General features: G+C 38.8%; 11 protein-coding genes. 10 read left to right on the forward strand and 1 reads right to left on the reverse strand.

Annotation, left to right across the window (positions count from 1 at the left end):
- Position 1: 1 nt before the first annotated feature.
- The 10 genes from BWI44_RS02910 (at position 2) to BWI44_RS02955 (ending at position 21,412) form a co-directional block, all read left to right on the forward strand.
- On the forward strand, positions 2-1,885 hold the full coding sequence (locus BWI44_RS02910) for a RagB/SusD family nutrient uptake outer membrane protein (RefSeq protein WP_286811240.1): 1,884 nt from the start codon (positions 2-4) through the stop codon (positions 1,883-1,885).
- A 333-nt stretch (positions 1,886-2,218) separates the two neighbouring features.
- A complete protein-coding gene (locus BWI44_RS02915; protein WP_195546443.1) occupies positions 2,219-2,455 on the forward strand; it encodes a hypothetical protein in 237 nt (78 codons plus the stop codon).
- Positions 2,456-2,616: 161 nt separating this feature from the next.
- Positions 2,617-4,368 (forward strand): FG-GAP repeat domain-containing protein, encoded by a 1,752-nt coding sequence (locus BWI44_RS02920; RefSeq protein ID WP_195546444.1) that lies wholly within the window; start codon positions 2,617-2,619, stop codon positions 4,366-4,368.
- Positions 4,369-4,422: 54 nt separating this feature from the next.
- The gene (locus BWI44_RS02925) at positions 4,423-8,658 is read left to right on the forward strand and encodes a GH92 family glycosyl hydrolase (protein WP_286811244.1); all 4,236 of its coding nucleotides are present in this window, start codon (positions 4,423-4,425) and stop codon (positions 8,656-8,658) included.
- 11 nt (positions 8,659-8,669) lie between these two features.
- On the forward strand, positions 8,670-10,079 hold the full coding sequence (locus tag BWI44_RS02930) for a glycoside hydrolase family 30 protein (protein ID WP_052574763.1): 1,410 nt from the start codon (positions 8,670-8,672) through the stop codon (positions 10,077-10,079).
- Positions 10,080-10,269: 190 nt separating this feature from the next.
- A complete protein-coding gene (locus BWI44_RS02935; protein ID WP_286811254.1) occupies positions 10,270-12,540 on the forward strand; it encodes a GH92 family glycosyl hydrolase in 2,271 nt (756 codons plus the stop codon).
- 52 nt (positions 12,541-12,592) lie between these two features.
- Positions 12,593-13,678: an acyltransferase gene (locus BWI44_RS02940; protein WP_286811259.1), complete on the forward strand. Its 1,086-nt coding sequence runs from the start codon at positions 12,593-12,595 to the stop codon at positions 13,676-13,678.
- A 94-nt stretch (positions 13,679-13,772) separates the two neighbouring features.
- Positions 13,773-15,158, forward strand: coding sequence for an FAD-dependent oxidoreductase (locus BWI44_RS02945; protein WP_195546448.1), 1,386 nt, complete (start codon positions 13,773-13,775; stop codon positions 15,156-15,158).
- 86 nt (positions 15,159-15,244) lie between these two features.
- A complete protein-coding gene (locus BWI44_RS02950) occupies positions 15,245-17,683 on the forward strand; it encodes a glycoside hydrolase family 3 N-terminal domain-containing protein (protein ID WP_286811269.1) in 2,439 nt (812 codons plus the stop codon).
- Positions 17,684-17,863: 180 nt separating this feature from the next.
- On the forward strand, positions 17,864-21,412 hold the full coding sequence (locus BWI44_RS02955; RefSeq protein ID WP_286811272.1) for a family 78 glycoside hydrolase catalytic domain: 3,549 nt from the start codon (positions 17,864-17,866) through the stop codon (positions 21,410-21,412).
- Between the two features lie 473 nt (positions 21,413-21,885).
- Here the strand turns inward: BWI44_RS02955 and BWI44_RS02960 are convergent, their stop codons facing one another.
- Positions 21,886-23,202, reverse strand: a complete 1,317-nt coding sequence (locus BWI44_RS02960; RefSeq protein WP_286811274.1) for an ATP-binding protein — start codon at positions 23,200-23,202, stop codon at positions 21,886-21,888.
- Positions 23,203-23,556: the final 354 nt, after the last annotated feature.

The raw sequence follows: 23,556 nt of genomic DNA on the forward strand, positions 1-23,556 counted from the left end.
TATGAGAAATTTAAAATTTATTGCTACAGCGGCAGTGACTTTCATAATAATATCATGTGCAGATCTTGATTTGAGTCCTCTTTCTGAAGGGTCAAGTAATAACTGGTATCATGATGATACGGAATATTTAATGTCGCTTAATGATCTTATGAGGGCTGATTTTTATCCTATTGATTCCTATCCATGGGATGATGATGTTTTTAGTAGAAATTCTCAAGAAGAAACTAAGAATGGTAATATGACATCGGAATCAGGTACGGCAAAGTCAAGATGGTTGATTCTTTATAAGGCTATTGCTCGTTCTTTGAGAATTCTTAATAACTTGCAAACAGCTGAAACTTCAACAGATATAACTCCTGCCAATATCCGCCAATATAGAGGTGAAGCATATTTTCATTTGGGATTTTCTTATGCCATGCTTGCGACATATTATGGTGATGTCATTCTTGATAAAAAAGGAATGTCTTTGGCAGAGGCTTATACCGCATCTCGTTCACCTAAGCGTGAAGTCCTTGATTATGCTTATGAATGTCTTGATTCTGCTGCTGAATTGTTGTCGGATTCTTATACTGGTCAACTTAGGCCAACGACTGGAGCTGCTTTAGGATTTAAAGTCCGTTTTGCTCTTTTTCATAAGGATTATCAAAAGGCTATTGATGCTGCAGAGAAATTAATGAATGCTGGAACATACTCTTTGGAACCGAATTATCAGGAGTTGTTTCAAAAACCATATTCTAATGAACTAATTTTCTATTTTCAAGGAAACAAAGATTTGCGATATTATTGTGCTGATTTGTATGGCTCGGTAAATAATTATTGTTTACGCCAGATTGGTGGAAATTGTAATCGTGGTCCATCAATACAATTGGTATGCTCTTATCTTTGTACTGATGGGCTGCCTATTGATGAATCTCCGCTTTATGATCCTAAGAATTTTTGGGCTAATCGCGATCCTCGTTTGACATATACTGTTCAATCTTTTATGCTAAAGCATGATCCTCGTTATTCGGATTATATCTGGACACGGCAGCATGAGAAGACATACTTGGAATTAATAGCAAAGGGACAAGCTAATTATACAGATAGTCTATTGGAAAATAAATATCCGGAATATTTTATTTATGGATATGAGTATGTTCCCGGACCTTATGATACTAAATGTTTGAATACGACCACCCATAATATGGATAGGAATAATGATTCCAAAGGAAGTAACGAACATGCTGCTTATCAAGGATTTATTATGAAGAAATATGTTACTAATGATTGGACTGATTATCGTAGTGTGGCTTCTCATGCATATAATACATTTCCTTATTTGAGATATGCTGAGATTCTGATGTCATATGTTGAAGCTAAGAATGAACTTGGACAGTGCACGCAAGAAATACTGGATAATACTATTAATAAAATTCGTGAACGTGCATACAATGGGACCGGTTTGGTTTATCCGTATGTTGAAATGGCTTCACAGGAGAAACTTCGTACGATTATCCGCATGGAAAGGCGAATGGAATTTCCATTTGAGGGGATTCGTTATCGTGACCTGTTGCGGTGGAGAATAGCAGAAAAGGTCTTTAATACCAGTGAATACCAGTTGAGTCGCGCATGGTCAGGTCGTACTGATTGGGATGGAAAAGATATGAGCATAGTCTCTGATGCCTTTAAGGTACTTCTGAAGAACTGGGATGAAGGCAATTATCCTATTGGAGGAATCCCGCAGATTGATGAAGATGGTTTGCCTGATGTTGAATATATGGTAGAGGAAGGGTATCAAACTCGGTTCTATCAATATCGTTTTGATAAAGATAAGAATTATTTATGGCCTATTCCGGCTTCCGATTTATTGGTAAATGATAATTTAACGCAGAATCCAGGATATTAATCTTTGTAAATTTCAATTAGATTCTCATTGAAATAAATGGGAATCTAATTGAAATAATAACTATAATGATTAAAAGGGTATTTGTATAAGTACTCAAAATAGGAGTAGGTATTGTCATTCTTTCATAGAATATAATTATACATGATTAAGATGCTATTCTATGTAATTCAAAATATATAATTGTAGGAGTGTTTATTTGTTTTCTTAAGCGAACTCTTTCTGTTCAGAATGACATGAAATAGGTCTTAAATTTTAAGCCTGATTTCGCTAATGAACTCATCGATTTGTTGTTGGATATAATATATCAAAAAGGAGCTTAAGATACTTTTATCTATGAAGATAGAGATAAGTAATGCGATATCTGTACATGATGCTCTTAATGAAGAGGCATTGTGGATAAAATGTTCATGTCTTGTGAAAAATGGATTGGCTAAAAATATATACCAATCTTTTGTAAAAGAATATAGGGAATGGTTTAGTACGGAATACTTGTTTTCATTTGATCAGATTATCAGTCTTGAAGATTTGTGGTTAGCATATTATTTGAATGCAGATATCTTTAGAATATGACCTGATTTATGTAATAATTGCCTGGCAGGTATTATATTTTTCTTGTTTTAAGGATTATCTAAAAGTTATACTAAAGTGCTGATTATATATTTGTCACATGATTGATGGCATAATAATCAGGTCTGGGAATTAGAAATTAAATACATAAAGAATATAGTAAAATGAAATATATATTTATTCTTTTTATAGCGTTCATCTCTATTTATAGCTATGCTCAGAAGAGTGGTGATTATTGGAATAACAGACTTCAAATTGTATCATTCCGCCTTCCGCCACCACCGATAGGATACCAACCAAAATTAAAAGATATAAATGGTGATGGCAAACCGGACGTCATCTATTCTATAACCCGTGACAGTATACCCGTTATGTGGATAGATGATGATGGAGATATGACGTGGAATGATTTTGAAGGAGACACAAAAAATGACTGTTTACTTATAGATCGCAATAGAGACGGTATTTACGGTGGCCAGGGAGATTTGATTATTGACTGGGTAGATACAGATGGTGACGGAAAGGCTGATATGCAGTTTGTCATCGAATATCCGAAGGTGCGTACTGGGGAAGTATGGCCCAATGGACATTACATGATAGTGCTTGATTTGGATCATGATAATATATTTAATTATATCGACTGGAATACAATGCAGCTCAAAAGTTGGGATAAGGTTGGAGTCTGTGATTTTTATACTGATTATAGCGGGCATACTGCTTTTCTCAAAATTCATGCTTCTACTTATAATATGGAGGATTTGAGATTGAATTGGGAAAATCCATTTTTATTTTATGATAAAGATGGAGATAATTTGTCCGAAATGGCTATTCGTATTTTGGACTCAACAAAACATGTAGATAGCAAGTTTCCTGCTAATAGTTTTGTCAATCAACAAGTAAACGGAGTTGTAGATTGGGTCTCAATTGCCGTCGACATGGATAATGATAATGGTCCGGGAAATGAATTCGATTTTGATATGACAATTGGTTTTCAAGGAAAAGGTTTCAACTATATGGATCAGGTACATAAAATAAATAATTTAAGAGGTTTGGCTGAGACCGACATTTTCTTCATGGATGCTCGATGGAGGCAACTGGATGAACTGATTTATCCTGATCACGAAAATGCATGGGACTTGATTTTCAAACGAGGAGAGTGGAATCGTGTCAATTTCGTATGGGATGAAGATGGTGATTGTAAACGTTGGGAACGTGTTGAATTCTATGAACCTCTTGATCTTTTTAAGACGGGATGGAAAGGAGGGGGAATCGACAACCACAAACAATCAGATGCTTCAGGAGATCGTGGAGAATGGGATATGGACAATTCAGGTGGAGGGAAATTATATGTCAGTAGGTTCGATGGACGTATCCATTTGTATGGAGCAGAGTGGGGATGTTGGAGGATAGATCAAAATGCTGAATATTATCAAGGTTGGGACCGCTTATGGTTTGGCTTGGACAAAAAACCCAATCGATTTGCTACAGTTAAGTATACCGATACAGATAATAATGGTTTTTTTGATCTGATAGAATATGATATGGATGGGGATAAACACTTTGAAACGATTATTGATTTGAGAAAAATAGGAGTTAATGATTGCTGTGAATTGATTGATATTTCCTCATTTGCTTATAAAGATTTTGTAGACTTAATGCAAAAAGTTTCAGATAATATGTGGAGTAATGCATTAAAAGCCTTGAAAGTGGCAGAAAAGAACGATATAAATACGACTTGGTATGCGAAATTAAAACAAGTTTTATCTACGCAAGAGAAATATCAGAAAGGTTATTGGTTACAGTATTATTTATATAAAGATTTGGAATATCAATTCTCCAGGAGTCAAGATGAGAAAGCATTGAAAAATTTAAATAAGGCTTACTATTCAGGAGATTGGGACTCTATGCTACGATAATAGTCTAAACAAAAAGAACAGAAAGTACTTGGAAAAAGATAATCAAATAAAAGTATGGAACTGAGTAAAAAAATGTATGTATTATTTGTATGCTTGTGTATGCTGCATAGTTTACAAGCGCAAAAAATAATAGATTATGTTGACCCCTTTATTGGTTCGGGAGGTCATGGTCATGTATTTGTCGGAGCTAATGTACCATATGGTGCGGTTCAGGTCGGTCCTTCTAATTTTTATAAGGGATGGGACTGGTGTTCAGGTTACAATTATAGAGATAGTGTAATAGTTGGATTTTCTCAACTACATTTGAGTGGAACGGGAATAGGGGATCTTGGAGATATCTTAGTTATGCCATATATGGGAGACGTAAAGTTGAATAAGGGGAAAGAAAAAGAACGGTATAGTGGCTATGCATCCAAATTCTCTCGTAAAACTGAAAAAGTAACCCCTGGCTACTATAGTGTGAATTTGGATGATTATAATATTGATGTTGAACTTAGCGCATCTGAGCGCGTGGGATATCATAAGTATACTTTTCCACAAGGAAAGGATGCCCGTATTATCATTGATTTGAATGAAGGCATAAATGATAGAGCGGTTGATACGTATATGGAGTTGGTAGATAAATATACGATAAAAGGATATCGTTCGTCTGAAGGATGGGGAAAGAAACAGCGAGTGTTTTTTGCTATTAAATTGTCCGTCCCGATTCATGATTTCTCAATTTATGAAGATGTAAAGTTCATTCCTGGAAAGAAAGGGAGAGGCAAATCTATCAAATCTTTAATTTCTTTTGCTAAATCTCCTGGAACAGTATCCCTGAAAGTTGGGATATCTCCTGTCAGTTCAGAGAGTGCCATTATGAATATAAAAGCGGAAATCCCTCATTGGAATTTTGAGGAAACTGTTAAACAAGCAGAACAGAAATGGAATAAAGAATTATCTAAGATTATTGTTGAGACCCCGAATGAGTCGGATAAACGGATATTCTATACCGCTATGTTCCATCTGATGACCCATCCTTCCCTATTCAACGATCAGAACGGTGATTATATGGGTTCCGACTGGAAAGTACACAAAAATCCCGGATTCGATAACTACACAATCTTTTCTCTTTGGGATACTTATCGTGCTGCGCATCCTCTTTATACTATAATAGACCCGAAACGGACTGCTGATTTTGTGAATAGTATGCTTGCTATTTACGATCAAACCGGGCAGCTGCCCATCTGGCATTTGCGCGGATATGATACAGGTACAATGGTAGGAATTAACAGCCTTCAGATTATTGCTGAAGCCTACATGAAAGGTAATAAGGGATTCGATCCTGAAAGAGCATTTCAAGCTTTAAAAGCCGTTGCTATGAGCGATGTACGTGGAATGGATTTTGACCGGGATTTCAAAGCAATACCCTCGGATGTGATGAAGAACCGTCCTGTTGCCACCGCGCTTGAATATGCCATAGGTACTGCGAGTATTGCTCTGATGGCAAAAGCGATGAATAAGGTCGAAGATTATGAATATTTCAGCAAACGAGCCCGCAATTATAAACTTTATTATGATCAGGAAGTAGGATTCTTTCGTGGGAGAATGTCCGATGGTAGTTGGAACCCCGTCTTTCATCCTATAAAATCTAAAAAGCCTTGGGCTACAGATTACGCCGAAGGAAATCCTTGGCAATATCTCTGGCTTGTTCCACAAGATGTAGAAGGACTTATCGAACTTCTTGGCGGAGAGAAAGCTTTTGCAGACAAACTGAATACTTTCTTCTCTCTTGATTCGGGGAATGATGAAGACATTTTGCTTGACCTCACAGGATGTATCGGCCAATATGCACATGGTAATGAGCCCAGTCACCATATTGCCTACCTATATGCTTATGTCGGGCAGCAATGGAAAACCGCGCGTCTCACTCGCTATATATTGAAAAATTTCTATCATGACCGGCCCGACGGAATTATTGGTAACGAAGACTGCGGGCAAATGTCGGCTTGGTATATAATGTCTTCGCTGGGCTTTTATCCAGTATTTACAGCATCCGGTCAATATGTACTTGGCAGCCCGTTATTTGATAAAGTTACTATTAATCACGAAAATGGTAAAAAGTTCATGATAGAAGCTGTTAATAATTCACCCGAAAATATCTATATACAGAGTGCGGAGCTAAATGGAAAGGAATATGACCTTACTTACATCACGCATCAGGATATCATGCAAGGAGGGAAACTTATAATCAGAATGGGAGGTGTACCAAATTATGATTTTGGAAGTAAACAAATGAGTCGTCCGCAGAATCGGACTATAAGTATATATGCATCAAAACCTTTTGTACATCCAGGAATGGCTCAAAGTTATGAAGATCTTGAATTTATGCGGACAAATGTATTGCAAGGTAATGAGCCTTGGAAAACAGCTTTTAACGATCTGAAAAAACAGACTTCTCTCAACTTTGTTCCTTGTCCTATTGCTTTTGTTTCTGAAGATGCTTATGGGGTAAACAGTTTTGGAGGTAAAGAGTTTTATCAAAGTGCTATGGCTGCTTATAAGCATTCTTTGGTATGGTATATAACAAAAGACCAAGTATACGCTGATAAGGCAATTGAGATACTTAATGCCTGGGCGTATAAGTTGCATAGTTTTGATGCTAACAATGCCAAATTGAATGTAGGTTTGTGGGGATATTATTTTTTGAATGCTGCTGAAATATTGAAATACTCAGATGCTGGTTGGAGCGAGCGGGATATGGCACAATTTGAAAAGATGGTATTAACAATCTTATACCCAACTATTAAAGATTTCTTTACCGAAGCTAATGGCAACTGGGATGCATCAATGATAAGCACTATGTTATGCATAGCAGTTTACACCGATAACTGTGAAATATTCAATAAAGCTATTGACCGTTACCTTTGGGGACCTGGAAATTCAGGAATCACAAAGTACATCTATCCCGGGGGACAATCGCAGGAAGCTATTCGCGACTGGGATCATGCGCAACTTGGCATAGGTGAGTTTGAAAAAGCAGCTCAAACAGCCCGTACTCAAGGCATAGATCTTTACGGTGTAGCACAGGATAGACTAGCCTATGCTTATGAATTTACCGCTAAAGTGATGCTGGGTAATGATATTGATATTTATGGCACTCTTTCTACAAGCAGGATGGATACTATAAAAGATATTTATCAATCTATTTATGATTATTATATCAATGTAAAGGGAACCGAGCTCCCTTATACTAAACAATTTATACAGAAACATGTGCATCCAGCCTTTTCTATAGGTACTTTAACCGGATTAAAATACCATCCGGTCAAAAGTAGGCAGATGATGAAAACACTGCCTGTGCTCGATTTCCTGAAGCCTACTGAAATCGGAGCACTCAATGCTCCTACTCGTGATATACCTTCCGGTTCAATCCGGGTAAATCCTGGAGAGTCCGTACAAGATGTTATCGATAGACACAGAGGTTCTGGAAAATGTATTGTCCTCGAAAAAGGTGTGCACATATTGAAAGCTCCACTCAAAATCTACAGTGGAATAACTTTATGTGGCTATGGCAAGCAGTCCGTGTTATATCTTAGTCCTGAGATGAGGACAGCAACAATCATAAATGCCGAAGACAACATCAGTAATTTTACTTTGCGTGATGTATTGATAGAAGGTGCCATAAACGTAAAAGAAAATAGTGACCCCAATCACGATCGTCGGTTACGTTTATATATGCTTGCTCCCAGCCGCGAGGGGATTATGATACGTTCCGAAAACGGTGGACGAATTGAGAACCTTACATTTGAGAATGTTACCTTGCAAAATTTCACCAAAAATGGTATGCTCATAGTAGGAGGTTCAGGTATCAAGATAAACCGTTGTAATTTCACAGATAACGGTGCCGCCGTTGTACCCGGTTCCGGATTTCACCATAACTTGAATTTATCGTATGTCACCAATGGTTCAGTTACTAACAGTCGATTCTGTTCTTCACCCTGGGGTAATGGTATCAGCATATCATTTTGCAAAAAGATAACCGTTTCAAACAATGAAATGTGCCGCAATAAGCTCTCAGGTATTTATTGTGTCGACAGTGAAAATATCTCTATCAATAACAATCTAACAGAAGGCAATGATGAAGACGGTATCAATATAGATGCACTATATAGGGGATGCAACACTGTAGAAATACAGAGCAACCTCTCACAGAATAATAGTAGAAAGGGAATCAGAACCAATTGCGTTACTGCATTAAAACAAAAAGATAATAAACTATTAATAAATAGATCGGAGTGTATTAACTAAAAATTAAAATTATGAATTACAGAATTAAAGCATTATTTATTAGCTTTTCTTTTGTTGCCGCACTCAGTGCGCAACGTGTAGAGTGGGTTTCGACTACTGACAACAATCGTTGGCAAACGTCCAACAAGGTGAAACTGGAAAAAGCCTTAGCTGGTACCCAGTTCGATATTACTATTACCGGTGAAAAAGCGCAAGTGATAGACGGCTTCGGCGGTTGTTTCAGTGAACTTGGCTGGGATGCCCTTATGGAGCTTTCAGAGACAGAACGCAACAAGGTTATTTACAATCTTTTCAACCCGCAGGAAGCTAACTTTAACTACAATCGTATGCCTATGGGGGCTAGCGATTTCGGAATGAACTTTTACTCATTCAATGATGTGGCCGATGATTTTGCAATGGATAATTTTAGCATTGCTCGTGATCGTCATATCCTTTTACGATTCATCAAAGCTGCACAAAAGGAAAATCCCGGAATGCACATCTTTGCTTCTCCTTGGTCTCCCCCAGCTTGGATGAAGACTAATAACCACTATGCCAGTACGGCTAGTACAAAAGGATTCAACGGCTTACCTGCAGAAAGAAATAATACTAAAGATGCTACAGGCTTTAGAATGCTCGACGGCTATTTGAAAGCTTATGCTTTGTATTTCTCTAAGTTCATTCGGGCTTACGAGAAAGAGGGAGTTACAATTTCCGCTGTTTATCCACAAAACGAACCATGCTCCAATCAGGTGTTCCCCAGTTGTAAATGGAGATCTGAAGACCTTGCATTCTTCATTAGCGATTATCTTGGACCTAAATTCGAAGAAGATGGTATAAAGACCGATATCTATTTTGGCACTGTAAATACCAGTATAGCTGATTACGTAAGAACTGCGCTCAACAATGAAAAAGCTGCTAAATATATAAAAGGTGTCGGCTTTCAATGGTCTGGTAAAAAGGCTATACCAATTATCAGCAAAGAATATCCACATTTGAAATATGTACAAACCGAGTCAGAATGTGGTAACGGAGCCAATATTTGGAGTCAGGCAGAATACACATGGAGTCTCATGCATCAATATCTTACTAACGGTGCCAGCGTTTATGCCTATTGGAACCTCATACTTGACCAAACGGGAGTAAGTCCTTGGGGCTGGAGGCAAAATTCACTCATAACAATTGATAAAGAAACCAAAGAGGTAAAGTACAACCCTGAATACTATATCATGAAGCATATAAGCAAATATGTATTGCCGGGTGCGTACAGATTGATAACAAACGAAAGAACTGATCATTTGGCATTTCAAAATCCTGATGGGCAGATAGTAGTTGTGATAGTAAATCAAGAAGAAACTGATAAAGAAATGAATATCGGGTATAAAGATAAAATGATAAGTCTGAAAGTGGAGGCAAAATCATTTAATACTATCAAATTTTAAAATGATTTGTAAAAATACTATTAAATGATAACTTAATGGTGTACCCTGAAATGGTGCAACTATACAGTATGAGACACGTTTTATGATATGAACTGTATGTTGTTATTCTCTCATTTCAGGGTATACATTAGTTATATTTTCTTTACTGCAGAGAGCATTATCCTATATAACCTCTTTTAAATATATAAGCATGAAAAAGTATGTATTATTACTGATGGCTGTTTTAATCATGGCCATACTATCATCTTGTAATAAAGTTATTGTAAACAAGACTCCCATAGATTATGTTAATCCATATATAGGGAATATCAGCCATTTGTTGGTACCTACTTTCCCAACTGTTCATTTGCCTAACAGCATGCTTCGGGTTTATCCCGAAAGGAGAGAATATACAACGGATTATATTTCTGGGTTGCCGATAATAGTAACCAGCCATCGTGGACGTTCTGCTTTCAGTATTAGTCCTAAGAGTGAACAGTCAGATGTATTTTCTCCTATAATCAATTATACGTACGATAATGAAAGAATCACCCCCTACCGCTACTCGGTTCATCTGGATGAAGCGAAAGTGGAAGTAGATTTTGCCCCTTCCCATCAATCTGCACTTTATAATTTAAAGTTTGCTAATGGTGAAACTAATCAGCTCATTATTAATAGTCGGAATGGAAAACTAAAGACAACAGGGTGTGGTGTCTCCGGATATGAAACGATAGGGAATGGACCCACAAAAGTTTATCTGTATTTGGAAGCGGAACAACCTATAGTCAACTCCGGAGCTATAATAAATAATGAAATCCATTACAATCGGACATCAGCTGAGGGGCAGAATGAAGCTATTGTATTAGGATTTTCTTCAAAAGTAGTAAATGTTAGATACGGTATTTCGTTTATAAGCGAAGAACAAGCACAAGAGAATCTTGAGAGAGAAATCAATACCTACAAGGTAGATGATTTAGCACGAATTGGTAAAGATATTTGGAATGAAACTCTGGGAAAAATAGAAGTGGGGGGAGGTTCCGAGAGCGACAAGGTGGTCTTTTATACTTCACTTTACCGTACTTACGAACGCATGATTAATATATCCGAAGACGGCAAATATTACAGTGCTTTCGATGGTCAGGTGCACGATGATAATGGCATCCCTTTTTATACCGATGATTGGATTTGGGATACCTATCGGGCGACTCATCCCTTGCGTATTTTAATTGAGCCTGAAATGGAAGTGCACATGATAAATTCATATTTGCGTATGGCTCAACAGTCAAAAGAAGGTTGGATGCCCACTTTCCCTGAAGTAACTGGGGACAGTCATCGGATGAATGGTAATCATTCTGTTGCGGTAATTTGCGATGCTTATTATAAAGGTCTGCGTGGTTTCGATCTGGATGCGGCTTACAATGCATGCAAAGCAACGTTGACAGAGAAAAGCTTACTGCCTTGGAAATGTATACCTAATACGGAGTTGGATCTATTTTATCAGGAAAGAGGCTATTTCCCTGCTTTGCAGCCTGATGAAGAAGAATATGTAAAAGCAGTTCATTCCCATGAAAAAAGACAACCAATTGCTGTTACTCTTGGTACTTGTTATGACGATTGGTGTTTGTCGCAGATAGCAAAGGGGTTGGGGAAGGTTGAAGATTATAATTATTTCTTGAAGCGTTCATCTAATTATCGCAATATCTATAATTCTGAGACTGCATTTTTCCATCCTAAAGATAAAGATGGAAGGTTTATTGAACCTTTTGATTATCGCTATTCAGGTGGACAAGGTGCGCGGAATTATTACGCAGAGAATAATGGCTGGACTTACCGTTGGGATGTACCTCATAATATTGCTGACTTAATTACATTAATGGGGTCACCTCAAAAGTTTATACAGAATCTTGATCAGACATTCCGTGAACCACTTGGTAAGAACAAATATACTTTTTATTCACAATTGCCGGATCATACAGGTAATGTAGGGCAATTTTCAATGGCGAATGAGCCCTCTTTGCATATTCCTTATTTATATAATTATGCTGGAGAGCCGTGGAAAACTCAAAAAAGGATTAGGAGATTACTAGACCAGTGGTTTCGAAACGATTTGATGGGAGTTCCGGGAGATGAAGATGGAGGAGGTATGACGGCTTTTGTTGTTTTTTCTGCAATGGGATTTTATCCAGTAACACCTGGTATACCTATTTATAATATTGGGAGTCCATTGTTTGAATATATAAAAATGGACCTTGGTAACGGTACTTTTTTTGAAATTGAAGCAAGAAACTGCTCAAGAGAAAATAAGTATATCCAATCGGCAATATTAAATGGAAAAGAATGGAATAAATCTTGGTTTAGCCATGATGATATTAAAAATGGAGGCAAACTTGTACTGGTTATGGGAGATAAAGCTAATGAAAGCTGGGGGATAAAAGATGTACCTCCCTCTGGGGAATCAGTCAATAAACTAATTTCTCTTTAAACATAGCATTGATAATTTTAATATTAAGCAATATAAATTTAATATAATATTTATGATTGAAACTGGTAACCTTCAACAGATTAATACCAACCGCGTAATCTTTTTAGATTGGCTGCGTGCTATTGCTTGTTTAATGGTATTGATAGTACATGCATCAGAGTGTATCTATTCGAATGATTATTCTTTTTCATTTCCCTCTGAGGCAGGGCGTTGGAGCGTATGTTTAATCAATGGGTTTGTACGTCCGGCTGTACCACTGTTCCTTATTGCTTCTGCATATTTGTTAGTTCCTTTAAAAACTGATACTAAAACTTTTTTCCGTAAACGCTTTATACGGGTTGTCATTCCTTTTATTGTATGGCTTGTTATGTATGCCGTTCTTCCTATATTATGGGAAGAATATACTATGATAGATGTAAAAAATAACCTGTCGAAAATTTTCATCAATTTTATTCCGCGAGCTTCACATTTGTGGTTTATTTACATGCTCCTTGGTATTTATTTGATTATGCCGATTTTATCTTCATGGTTGAAGCAGGTCAGCCGGCGTGAAGAGGAATTTTTCTTAGCTCTTTGGTTATTTACCACCTTATTTTGGCATGCTCATGAGATATTCGGGGATATTTTCGGGGAATGCTGGTGGAACCCATTTCCTTTGTTCCATTATGTATCTGGATATGTGGGATATGTAATAATGGCTCATTATATTCGTAAGTATTTAAACTGGTCTATGAAGAAGACACTTTATGTGGCTCTTCCATGTTTCTTAATAGGATATTTGTTTTGTGTCTGGTCATTTTATACGCGTTCGTTTACAGTTGAAGCTGTACAGCAGTTGGAATTAAGCTGGCAAACTACTTCAATAGCTCCAGTTTTAATGAGTTTTGGGGCATTTATGTTTATTAAGAAAATCAGTTATACGGGTAAAGCTTATAAAATAATCCGTGATATTTCGTGTATGAGCTATGGTATGTATCTTATGCACATGTTAATTCTGCCATATGTCTTTGGTTTGTGCAATTCTACAATGTCACCTGCTATTACAATATTGGTGACGGCACTGGTTACATATATCATTTGCTATATCATAACCAAGATAATTTCATGTTTGAAGTATGGGAAATATATTGTCGGTTGATTTTGGAATTGTGGTTTAAAGAGGTAAGGTATTGGTGATGTTATTATTGAGAGTAGAAAATTAGATTGTTATTAATATAAATGAGTAGTATAATATGATCAAACGAAGAGATTTTTTGAAGAAGTCTGGAATGATTGCTCTGGCAGCGGCATTTCCAGGTATTGTAAATGCAGAGGTGGAGGCTACTGATGGAAGTGCAGTCTTAAACAAGAATAGAATAAAAGTAAATAATCAGTGGGATGTGATAGTTGTGGGTGGTGGCCCTGCAGGATGTGCAGCGGCGACAGCTGCTGCCCGTGAAGGTGCTAAGGTTCTAATTATTGAAAGTACCGGAGCGTTGGGAGGGATGGGAACTTCCGGTCTTTTGAATGCATGGTGTCCGTTTACGGATAAAGAGAAGATTATATATAAAGGAATTGCTGAAAAGGTTTTTATGGAAGCTAAGAAAGGAGTTCCTCATGCAAGAGGCTATGATTGGGTTCCTATCAATACAGAATATTTAAAAGTGGTTTATGATGACTTAGTTATGTCACAAGGAGTTTCTGTATTATTCTTTTCTAACATGGCAGCTGTAGAAATGAAAAATAAAGAGATGGTTGATGCTATTATTGTTGCAAACAAAGCAGGACTAACAGCTTACAAGGCTAAGTTATTCATTGATTGCACGGGGGATGGGGATCTGGCAGCTTGGGCAGGAGCGGACTTTGATATGGGAGATGATAAGGGGGCTGTACAAGAGGGTTCTTTGTGTTTTGCTTTATCAAATATTGATCCTTATGAATTTTCATTGATAGGGACTGTTCAATCCAGTAAGAAAGATAGTCCCATTTTTAAAATAATTGAATCTGGTAAGTACAATCTTATTAAAGATTATCATATTAATGATAAATATGCAGGACCGGGATATCTGGCTTTTAATGCTGGGCACGTGAAGGTTAATAGTATTGATCCCGCTTCTCTTTCATCTGCGATGATAACTGGGAGAAAAATTGCACGGCAATTTCAGGAAGGATTAGCTGAGTATGAACCGAAAACGTTTGCTTCTTCCTACTTGGCTGCGACAGCAGCATTAATGGGGGTAAGAGAAAGTAGGCGAATAAAATGTGATTATACTTTCACGTTAGAGGATTGGCTGGACCGTAAGGAATTTGAGGATGGAATTGGGCGTAATTCTTATTATATTGACGTACACAAGGAAGATGCGACAAAATATCCGAAATATGGGAAAGGAGAATCACATGGTATTCCTCTACGTTGCTTGTTGCCTATCGGATTAAAGAACGTATTTGTTGCTGGACGGTGTATATCAACTGACCATTATGCTCATGGTAGCTTACGAGTCATGCCTCCTGCTTTAGTAACGGGTGAAGCTGTAGGGACGGCGGCCGGATTAATTTATAAGGCCGACACTATTGATGTGCATAGTATAGACGTAACCCGGCTCAGAATAAAATTAAAGGAGATGGGACAGTTGTTGTAATCAATTCAATAAATACGATTGCTATGAAGTGAAAACTACTTTCGACTTTAATAGCAAGACTAAATGATAGAAATAATATGGTGAGAATGAAACTAACTAATATCATATTTGTATTGCTTGTTTTTTTCCCGTTTTATGCAAAGGGAAAGGAAATTGTTAAGCTTGTCAAGGATAAGAAAACGAATATATTGTTCTATGATCTGAACAAAAATGGGAAAATGGATATATACGAGAATCCTACTTTAGACATAGAATCCCGTGTAGAAGACATCCTTTCACAAATGACACTAGAAGAAAAGGTTGGGCAGATGTTGACTTCTCTGGGTTGGCACATGTATGAGCGTGTGGGGGATGATGTCCGATTGACAAAAAGACTAAGGGAAGAACTTGATAAATATCATATTGGTTCGTTGTGGGGATTTATGCGTGCGGATCCTTGGACACAGCGTACTTTGAAAACTGGGCTTAATCCAACTTTGGCTCCTAAAGCGGTTAATAAGCTTCAACGATATGTGATTGAAAATACCCGTTTGGGTATTCCTCTTTTCCTTGCGGAAGAATGTCCTCATGGTCACATGGCTATTGGTACAACTGTCTTCCCGACATCTATAGGGCAATCTAGTACTTGGAATCCCAGATTGATAGAACAAATGGGACGTGCCATAGCCAAAGAGGCAAGAGCACAAGGAGCTCATATCGGTTATGGTCCAGTACTTGACTTAGCGCGTGACCCACGTTGGTCGCGGGTTGAAGAAACGTATGGCGAAGATCCGTTTCTCATAGGCAAAATGGGAGAAGCACTTGTACGCGGTTTTCAGGGGGATGACTTTAACCTCGGAGAAAGTCTTCTTTCTACTTTGAAACACTTCGCATCTTATGGATGGACCGAAGGAGGTCATAATGGGGCTAGCGCTCATGTGGGTATTCGCGAAATGGAAGAAGCTATTTTGCCTCCTTTCCGAGAGGCGATAAATGCAGGAGCATTATCAGTGATGAGCTCATACAATGAAATTGATGGGATTCCTTCTACTGCTAACTACCATCTACTTACCAAAGTCCTAAGAGATAGGTGGGGTTTTCAAGGATTTACTATTTCCGATCTTCGTTCCATTGGAAGATTAAGAGAGCATGGCGTAGCTGCCAGCGATTATGAAGCAGCTGTGAAAGCTGTAAATGCAGGTTTGGATAATGATTTGGGAATGAATGTATATGGTGAGCAATTAGGTGAAGCTGTGAAAAAGGGAGATGTATCTCCGGCAGTATTAGATCAATCGGTTAGTCGAATCCTGAGACTTAAATTTAGAATGGGGCTCTTTGATAGTCCCTTTGTTGACGAAAAGGCAGCTCCGGAAATGGTGGCAAATTCTGAACATTTGGAACTGGCACGAGAAGTAGCGCGCCAATCTATTGTTTTATTAAAAAATCGGGATAATATTTTGCCTTTAAAGAAAAACTATAGTAAGAAAATCGCTGTAATCGGTCCAAATGCAGACAATATATATAATATGCTGGGAGATTATACTGCACCGCAGACTACAGCTTCGGTAGTTACAGTTCTCGAAGGCATTAAGAATAAGGTTGATAATGAAGATGTGATTTATGCAAAAGGGTGCGCTATACGTGACACCAGCCGTATCGGCATTCGTGACGCTTTGAATGCAGCGGCTTCCGCAGATGTTGTTATTATGGTTATGGGAGGATCCAGTGCGCGCGATTTTTCATCTGAATATGAAGAAACAGGTGCAGCAAAAGTATCTGCTAATTTAATCAGTGATATGGAAAGTGGAGAAGGATATGATAGAGCGACGCTTAATCTTATGGGCTTGCAGTTGGAACTTATTCAAGAAATTAGGAAATTGGGAAAGCCAATAATATTAGTATTGATAAAAGGGCGTCCTTTACTTTTAGAAGGTATAATTCAAGAAGTCGATGCCATTATTGATGCTTGGTATCCTGGCATGCAGGGGGGCAATGCTCTAGCTGATGTTCTTTTTGGAGACTATAATCCCGGAGGGAGACTAAGTATTTCGATACCCCGTTCCGTTGGACAACTCCCTGTATATTATAATCCGAAGAGAACAGGAAACCGCAATAAATATCTTGAAGAGGTTGGAGTGCCACGCTATTGTTTCGGATATGGATTGAGCTATACTTCTTTTGAATACTCGGATATGGAAGTGACATTAAATGAGACAACAGATGATTGTATTGTAAATATTAGGGTGAAGATCGTTAATACTGGACAGAAATCCGGAGATGAGGTTGTGCAGCTTTATATCTGTGATGATGTAAGTAGTTATACAACTCCAGCAAAGCAGTTGCGTGCTTTTGAACGAATACATTTGGAGGCAGGAGAATCTCAGATCGTTACATTTACGCTGAATAAAAAGTCTATGATGTTATATATGCAAGATGATGAATGGGTTGTGGAGCCTGGAAGCTTTTCGCTGATGATTGGCAGTTCTAGTCAGGATATACGATTACAGCACAAGATTTATGTAACCCAAAAGTATTGTTTGAAATAGGCAATATAAAAAAACATCTCGACTTTTTTTGAGTTATAATTAAATGAAACTTCTATTGTTTTAGAAGCAGAGCAAATAGCATCCTGCCAATAATAAAATAAGTGTCTCATAATAAAAAGATTGGGCAAGTTTATTATCTTTGCTTGCCTAATCTCTTTTATAACTCTAAAAACGTCATGTATGAAAAGATATAGAACTCACATTTTATCTGTTTTGTTTATTTGTTTTTTCTTTCCTACTCTATTGTATGCCACTACGGAAAATCCTGTTTCTATAAAAAAACTCAAGGTGGAATATGCCGAAATGCCATTAGGTATCGATGTAGAAAAGCCGCGTTTCAGTTGGCAAATGGTGGTGCCGGATACCGAAAGAGGTTATTCGCAGAAGGCCTATCAGATAATAGTGACTGATGAAATGGGCAGTTTGGCATGGGATAGCGGAAAAGTGTCGAGTGACCTGTCACTGAACATAGAATACGCCGGTGCTCCTTTGCAACCTGCTACCTGCTATTTCTGGACGGTCAACGTTTGGAATCAAAGAGGCGAACAATCATCGGAAACTTCTTGGTTTGAGACAGGATTAATGAGTAAAACTTCCCCTTACGAGGGATGGAGTGGTGCCAAGTGGATAGGTGGCGGAGATAAAGACAGGATGCTCTATTCTCACTATCTCCCGGTATTCAGGCTGAATGTTTCACTTCAACTGGATGAAAAGTCAAAAAGTACACGTGCAGGCTTTGTCTACGGAGCGAATGATAAGCGTCTGATGGATAAGAATAAGAACCTGTATCACTTGCAGAATGGAAAAGATGAATCTTATATTAAAATAGAATTGAGCATTGATTCACTCGCTTCGGGTAAAAAGGCAATGCTGAATGTGTATCGTGTGGGATACCATCCGGACGATCAGGGAAGCGTTCCTTTCAAAAGTTTCCCTGTTCCGCTGACATGGATTCATGAAAACAACAAGTATGCACAGCATACCATAAGCCTTACTTCCGATTTGGGGTTTACAAGATTCTATGTGGATGGTGGTGAAGAGATTGGTTGGGTAAATCTGAATCCGCTGGGACAGGGAGGTGATTTTATTGCTTTCCCGGTGGTAGGCGATGTCGGTTTTGATGTTCCCGCAGGGCAATCTGCTATTTTCCCGCAGATGGAGATTGCTAATTTCAGAAGTCCTTCGAATGTGATAACTACTTGTAAAGAAGGGAATAACTGGATAGATGGCGATGTTTCCGGTGCTTTTCGTACTTTCACTCCCAAAGGCAATTCTGCCCCTATGCTTCGTACGGTTTTCTCTACTCCGCATACAGAAATAACCAAAGCGCGCTTGTATGTTACTTCACGTGGTATTTATGAGGTTTATCTGAATGGCAAGCGTATAGGAGAAGATTATTTTAATCCTGGAATCACCCAGTATAATAAAACCCACCTGTACCAGACGTTTGATGTAACGGAGTATGTTCATTCCGGCAGAAATGCCCTTGGCGCTTTACTGGCAGAAGGCTGGTGGAGTGGGGGGGCTACCTTTACGGGAGACAATTGGAACTTCTTCGGTGACCGCCAATCTTTATTAGCAAAACTGGTTATCACGTATGCAGATGGCCGGACCGATGTGGTGGTAACTGATCCGTTATCCTGGCAGTATTTCAGTGAAGGTCCTATTGCTTACGGTAGTTTCTTCCAGGGCGAAGTGTATGATGCTTTAAGGGAAACGGCAGTGGAAGGATGGAGCATGGCCTCTTATGATGCATCTGCCTGGAAACCGGCTCATGAAGTTGCCTTGGAAGGTAATATCAGTACGGTAGGTAATCCGAATATGCCGTGGGTGAATGATTATTCAGGCTTTGAACTTATCGGGCAGTTTGGTCAGACGGTGAAACAAATAAATGAGTTGACGGCTCTCTCGGTGGAAGAAGTCCGCCCCGGTGTGTTTGTGTATGATATGGGGCAGAATATGGTAGGAGTTCCCCGGATTAGTTTATCGGGCATGAAACCCGGAACGGAAATTACATTGCGTTTTGCTGAGGTGAAATATCCCGATTTGCCGGAATACGAAGGGAATATCGGTATGATTATGCTGGAGAATATCCGTGCCGCTATGGCTCAGGATGTTTATATAGCCAAAGGTGGGCAGGAAACCATCTCTCCCCGCTTCACCTATCATGGCTACCGCTTTATAGAGATCACAGGCATTGATAAACCGTTGCCTGTGGGAGCGGTGAAAGGGGTAGTACTAAGCTCTATACACGAATTAGCTTCACGCTACGAGACTTCCAATACTCAGGTGAATCAGCTTTGGAAGAATATAACCTGGTCTTCTTATGGAAACTTCCTTTCTATTCCTACGGACTGTCCGCAACGCAATGAACGGCTGGGATGGGCAGGAGACATTTCTGTCTTCTCGCGCACGGCAACTTATCTGGCGGATGTTCCGCAATTCCTGAGACGCTATCTTCGTTCTATGCGTGATGTTCAGCGGACGGATGGTCGTTTTCCGGATATTGCTCCATTGGGTGGTGGTTTTGGCGGTCTGCTGTGGGGAAGTGCCGGAATCACAGTGCCTTGGGAGTGTTACCAGCAATATGGGGATACCATTTTGTTGAGCGAACACTATGACGCCATGAAACGCTATATTCAATACATCATCGATAATACCATCGAAACAGAAACCAACCTGATTGTTCAAACTCGTTCGTGGGGTGATTTGTGTGATTGGCTGGGGCTGGAGGATGAGAAGAATGACAAATCTCTGGTATGGGAAGCCTACTTCATTTATGATTTGGAGTTGATGGCTAAGATGGCGACTGTCCTTGGTAAGGTTACCGATGCCGAGTGGTTTCGTGAACTGCATGCCGCCCGGAAGGATTTCTTCAATAAAACGTATATAGAGCCTGAGACCGGAAAGACCCTATTTTCGGCTTTTGTCCCTGAGAAGAAAGGATCACATATCGATATACAGACTTCGTATGTGCTTCCGTTGGCTTTCAATATTATTGATGAAGAGAATCGTAATAAGGTGATTGCCAATCTTGCAGAGACTGTGAGAAGGGAGAATACCACGGACAGAGGTCAGCAATGCCCGTCTTACTCTCTGATGACAGGTTTCATCGGCACATCATGGATCAATAAGGCTTTGTCTGACTACGGGCATTCAGACTTGGCTTACAGGCTACTTCAGCAGACCAGTTATCCTTCGTGGCTTTATTCCATTGAACAGGGAGCCACTACCATCTGGGAACGTCTGAACTCTTATACTCGCACGGATGGCTTTGGTGGAAACAATCGCATGAATTCTTTCAATCATTATTCTTTCGGTGCCGTGGGTGCCTGGATGTACAATTACTCTTTGGGAATACAGCGTGATGAAACTTTTCCCGGTTTCAAGCAGTTCGTTCTGAAGCCGATGCCCGATCCAACCGGGAAGATGACGTATGCACGGGGATATTATGATTCTATGTATGGACGTATTGAAAGTGGCTGGAAAGTGGAGAGCGGAGTGATTCGTTATACTTTCACTGTACCTGCCAATACTACAGCTACCCTATATCTGCCGACTGCATCATTGAGGGATGTTCGCGAGAAAACGAAACCTGTCCGGAGGTGTAAAGGAATAGAATTTATCAGTGAAGGAAATGGAGAGGTAGTTTTGAAACTTCTTTCCGGCAGCTATTCGTTTGAGGTGAAGAAGGATTATCCGCTTGCGGCAAGGAAGAGGAAGAAATGAAATAAGTCATTCTGACACTTTGCATATTTAATAGCTTTAGAATCTGTTCTTTCGCCCTGCTCTACCGGATGGAAGAAAAGAAAGAATTCTATTTTTGTAGACTACATACTGTCAGGCGTATAGCGAATAATTTACAACTCTAAAAAGTCGATATATTGCTCGTTTCTAATGAAAGTACTGTTTCTTTCTAATGAAAGAAGTGTTCTTTCTGAATGAAGTTAACTTCTCGTTTGCAAAACACTAACTTCCTGTCGACAGGAAGTTAGTGTTTTGCAAACAAGGAACAGGCTCTTTTCATCAAAAAAATGCATAAATGAAGTATATTATACGAGAATCCTGCATATGCATGTCACTGTATATGCAGGATTTTTCTATTTTCCCTTTTAGAGATAAAAGAGTATGTTGCTGAAATACTTGAAATTCTGCCTTTATGGAGGTGGAATAAAGAAAATGCTTTCTTTATGTCTGGAAGACTACATGTCTTCCATAGACAGTCCTAAATATTCTACTTGATAATCTTTTAGTCCGGTGCTTTCAATGAAAAATGCGCCTTTTATCCGTAGGCGTTCCATGTCAACCTTCCGTTTCTGGCGTTTTATTTCAATGATCCGGGCAGATTTCTCCAAGTCATTCAGTGTGATAAGGTCTATTTCATTTTCTCCTTTTCTATCCCAAAAACCACCGATACGAGTGCTACATTGTTTTTCCATGAAGCGCGTGGCAAAATACCTCTCCAGTATTTGACCGCTGAATATCTCATAATCGCGTTCAATGATTTCACGCAACATCGTAAAGGAACCAATTTCCACCATATAATAATATTTGAAGATGAAACGGAACCAAAAAGATAGAAAGTTATCGCACAGGCAATAGCGTACATTCTTCGTTTCTACTTTTGCCAATAGTGGTATACGTTTTTCTATCAGATTGAAATCTTTTTCCAAGCGGGAGAGGTACCCGCCTAATTCTTTCTGCACAACCGCTTCTATTTTGGCGCGTGTATTTTCCCCTCTTGCTATGGCTGCAAGAATAGAAAAGTAGACTGCATAATCTTTTCCGAATTCTTCGACAAGCATATTTTTCCCTTCACTGATGAAGAGTGAATCTTCTTGTATCATATAATCCAACATCTTCTTCTTGGTATATATACCATTATCCATAAAAAGTTGAACATACTTTGCCACACCACCGGTAAATGCATATAAAGCCAATAAATCCTCATCTGTATAGCGTGCATTATGATCAGAAAGTATCTGTTTCAGCACATCTGTACGAAATGGTTTTAGTCGGATGTATGCAGTGGTCCTGCCAAATAGCGGTTCTTTGCTATTTTGAAATATCTTTTGCATTAGCGAATAGACAGATCCGCTAAGTAAAAGGTTCATTCTGCTTTTGTCTTTGTTGATATCCCAATAGTGCTGCATTTCGCTGTAAATGGAGGGATTGATATTGAAGAACTCTTGAAATTCATCAATAATGAGATTGAATGGGTTCATGGCGGAATACTCCATAAGAAAGCGGAACAGTTCGGCAAAGGAAGTTACCTGTCCGAAGAAAGGAATCCCCAGATTGCGGGTTGCGATTGTCTGGAAGTCAACGACAAGATCGGCTTCTGCTTTGCGGGCTACGAAGAAATAGAGTGTAGGTTGACCTGCAGTGACATTTAGCAATAATTGAGTTTTGCCGATACGTCTTCGTCCGGTAATGATGGTCATTTGAGCTTGAAGAAGAGATTTCTGTTGTATCTCTTGCAGTTTGGCTGTTTCTTGTTCCCTATCGTAGAATTTCATAATCAAATGTTTACGTAGATATAATACAGTTCCGTAACCATCAGTTCCGTAATGGCCATTACGGAACTGATGGTTACGGAACAAAAATACAGAGAATAACGAAACTACCCAAATGGAACTGCTTTTTTCTATAATAGTAGTTCTAACTTTTTGTTTTTTCTAACAGTTTGTTTTTCTGCTTTTTATTCTCTGAACATAGTCAAAGCTCTGTCTACTCCGTATTAGTTCCATGTCTATACACTTGGACTTGGTACGGACTTGGTATGGACTTGACACGGAGTTGGTATGGTGAAGGGATGGAAAAAGAGTAGTATCGGAAAGTATGGATATAAAAAAAGGAGTACCGCTGTACTC

Source organism: Bacteroides sp. Phil13, assembly GCF_001940965.1.
Classification (GTDB): domain Bacteria; phylum Bacteroidota; class Bacteroidia; order Bacteroidales; family Bacteroidaceae; genus Bacteroides; species Bacteroides intestinalis.

What these genes read in the sequence shown, in the direction of transcription:
- BWI44_RS02910 (WP_286811240.1), top strand. Translation starts at nt 2, where the DNA reads ATGAGAAATTTAAAATTTATTGCTACAGCGGCAGTGACTTTCATAATA.
- BWI44_RS02915 (WP_195546443.1), top strand. Translation starts at nt 2,219, where the DNA reads ATGAAGATAGAGATAAGTAATGCGATATCTGTACATGATGCTCTTAAT.
- BWI44_RS02920 (WP_195546444.1), top strand. Translation starts at nt 2,617, where the DNA reads ATGAAATATATATTTATTCTTTTTATAGCGTTCATCTCTATTTATAGC.
- BWI44_RS02925 (WP_286811244.1), top strand. Translation starts at nt 4,423, where the DNA reads ATGGAACTGAGTAAAAAAATGTATGTATTATTTGTATGCTTGTGTATG.
- BWI44_RS02930 (WP_052574763.1), top strand. Translation starts at nt 8,670, where the DNA reads ATGAATTACAGAATTAAAGCATTATTTATTAGCTTTTCTTTTGTTGCC.
- BWI44_RS02935 (WP_286811254.1), top strand. Translation starts at nt 10,270, where the DNA reads ATGAAAAAGTATGTATTATTACTGATGGCTGTTTTAATCATGGCCATA.
- BWI44_RS02940 (WP_286811259.1), top strand. Translation starts at nt 12,593, where the DNA reads ATGATTGAAACTGGTAACCTTCAACAGATTAATACCAACCGCGTAATC.
- BWI44_RS02945 (WP_195546448.1), top strand. Translation starts at nt 13,773, where the DNA reads ATGATCAAACGAAGAGATTTTTTGAAGAAGTCTGGAATGATTGCTCTG.
- BWI44_RS02950 (WP_286811269.1), top strand. Translation starts at nt 15,245, where the DNA reads ATGAAACTAACTAATATCATATTTGTATTGCTTGTTTTTTTCCCGTTT.
- BWI44_RS02955 (WP_286811272.1), top strand. Translation starts at nt 17,864, where the DNA reads ATGAAAAGATATAGAACTCACATTTTATCTGTTTTGTTTATTTGTTTT.
- BWI44_RS02960 (WP_286811274.1), bottom strand. Translation starts at nt 23,202, where the DNA reads ATGAAATTCTACGATAGGGAACAAGAAACAGCCAAACTGCAAGAGATA.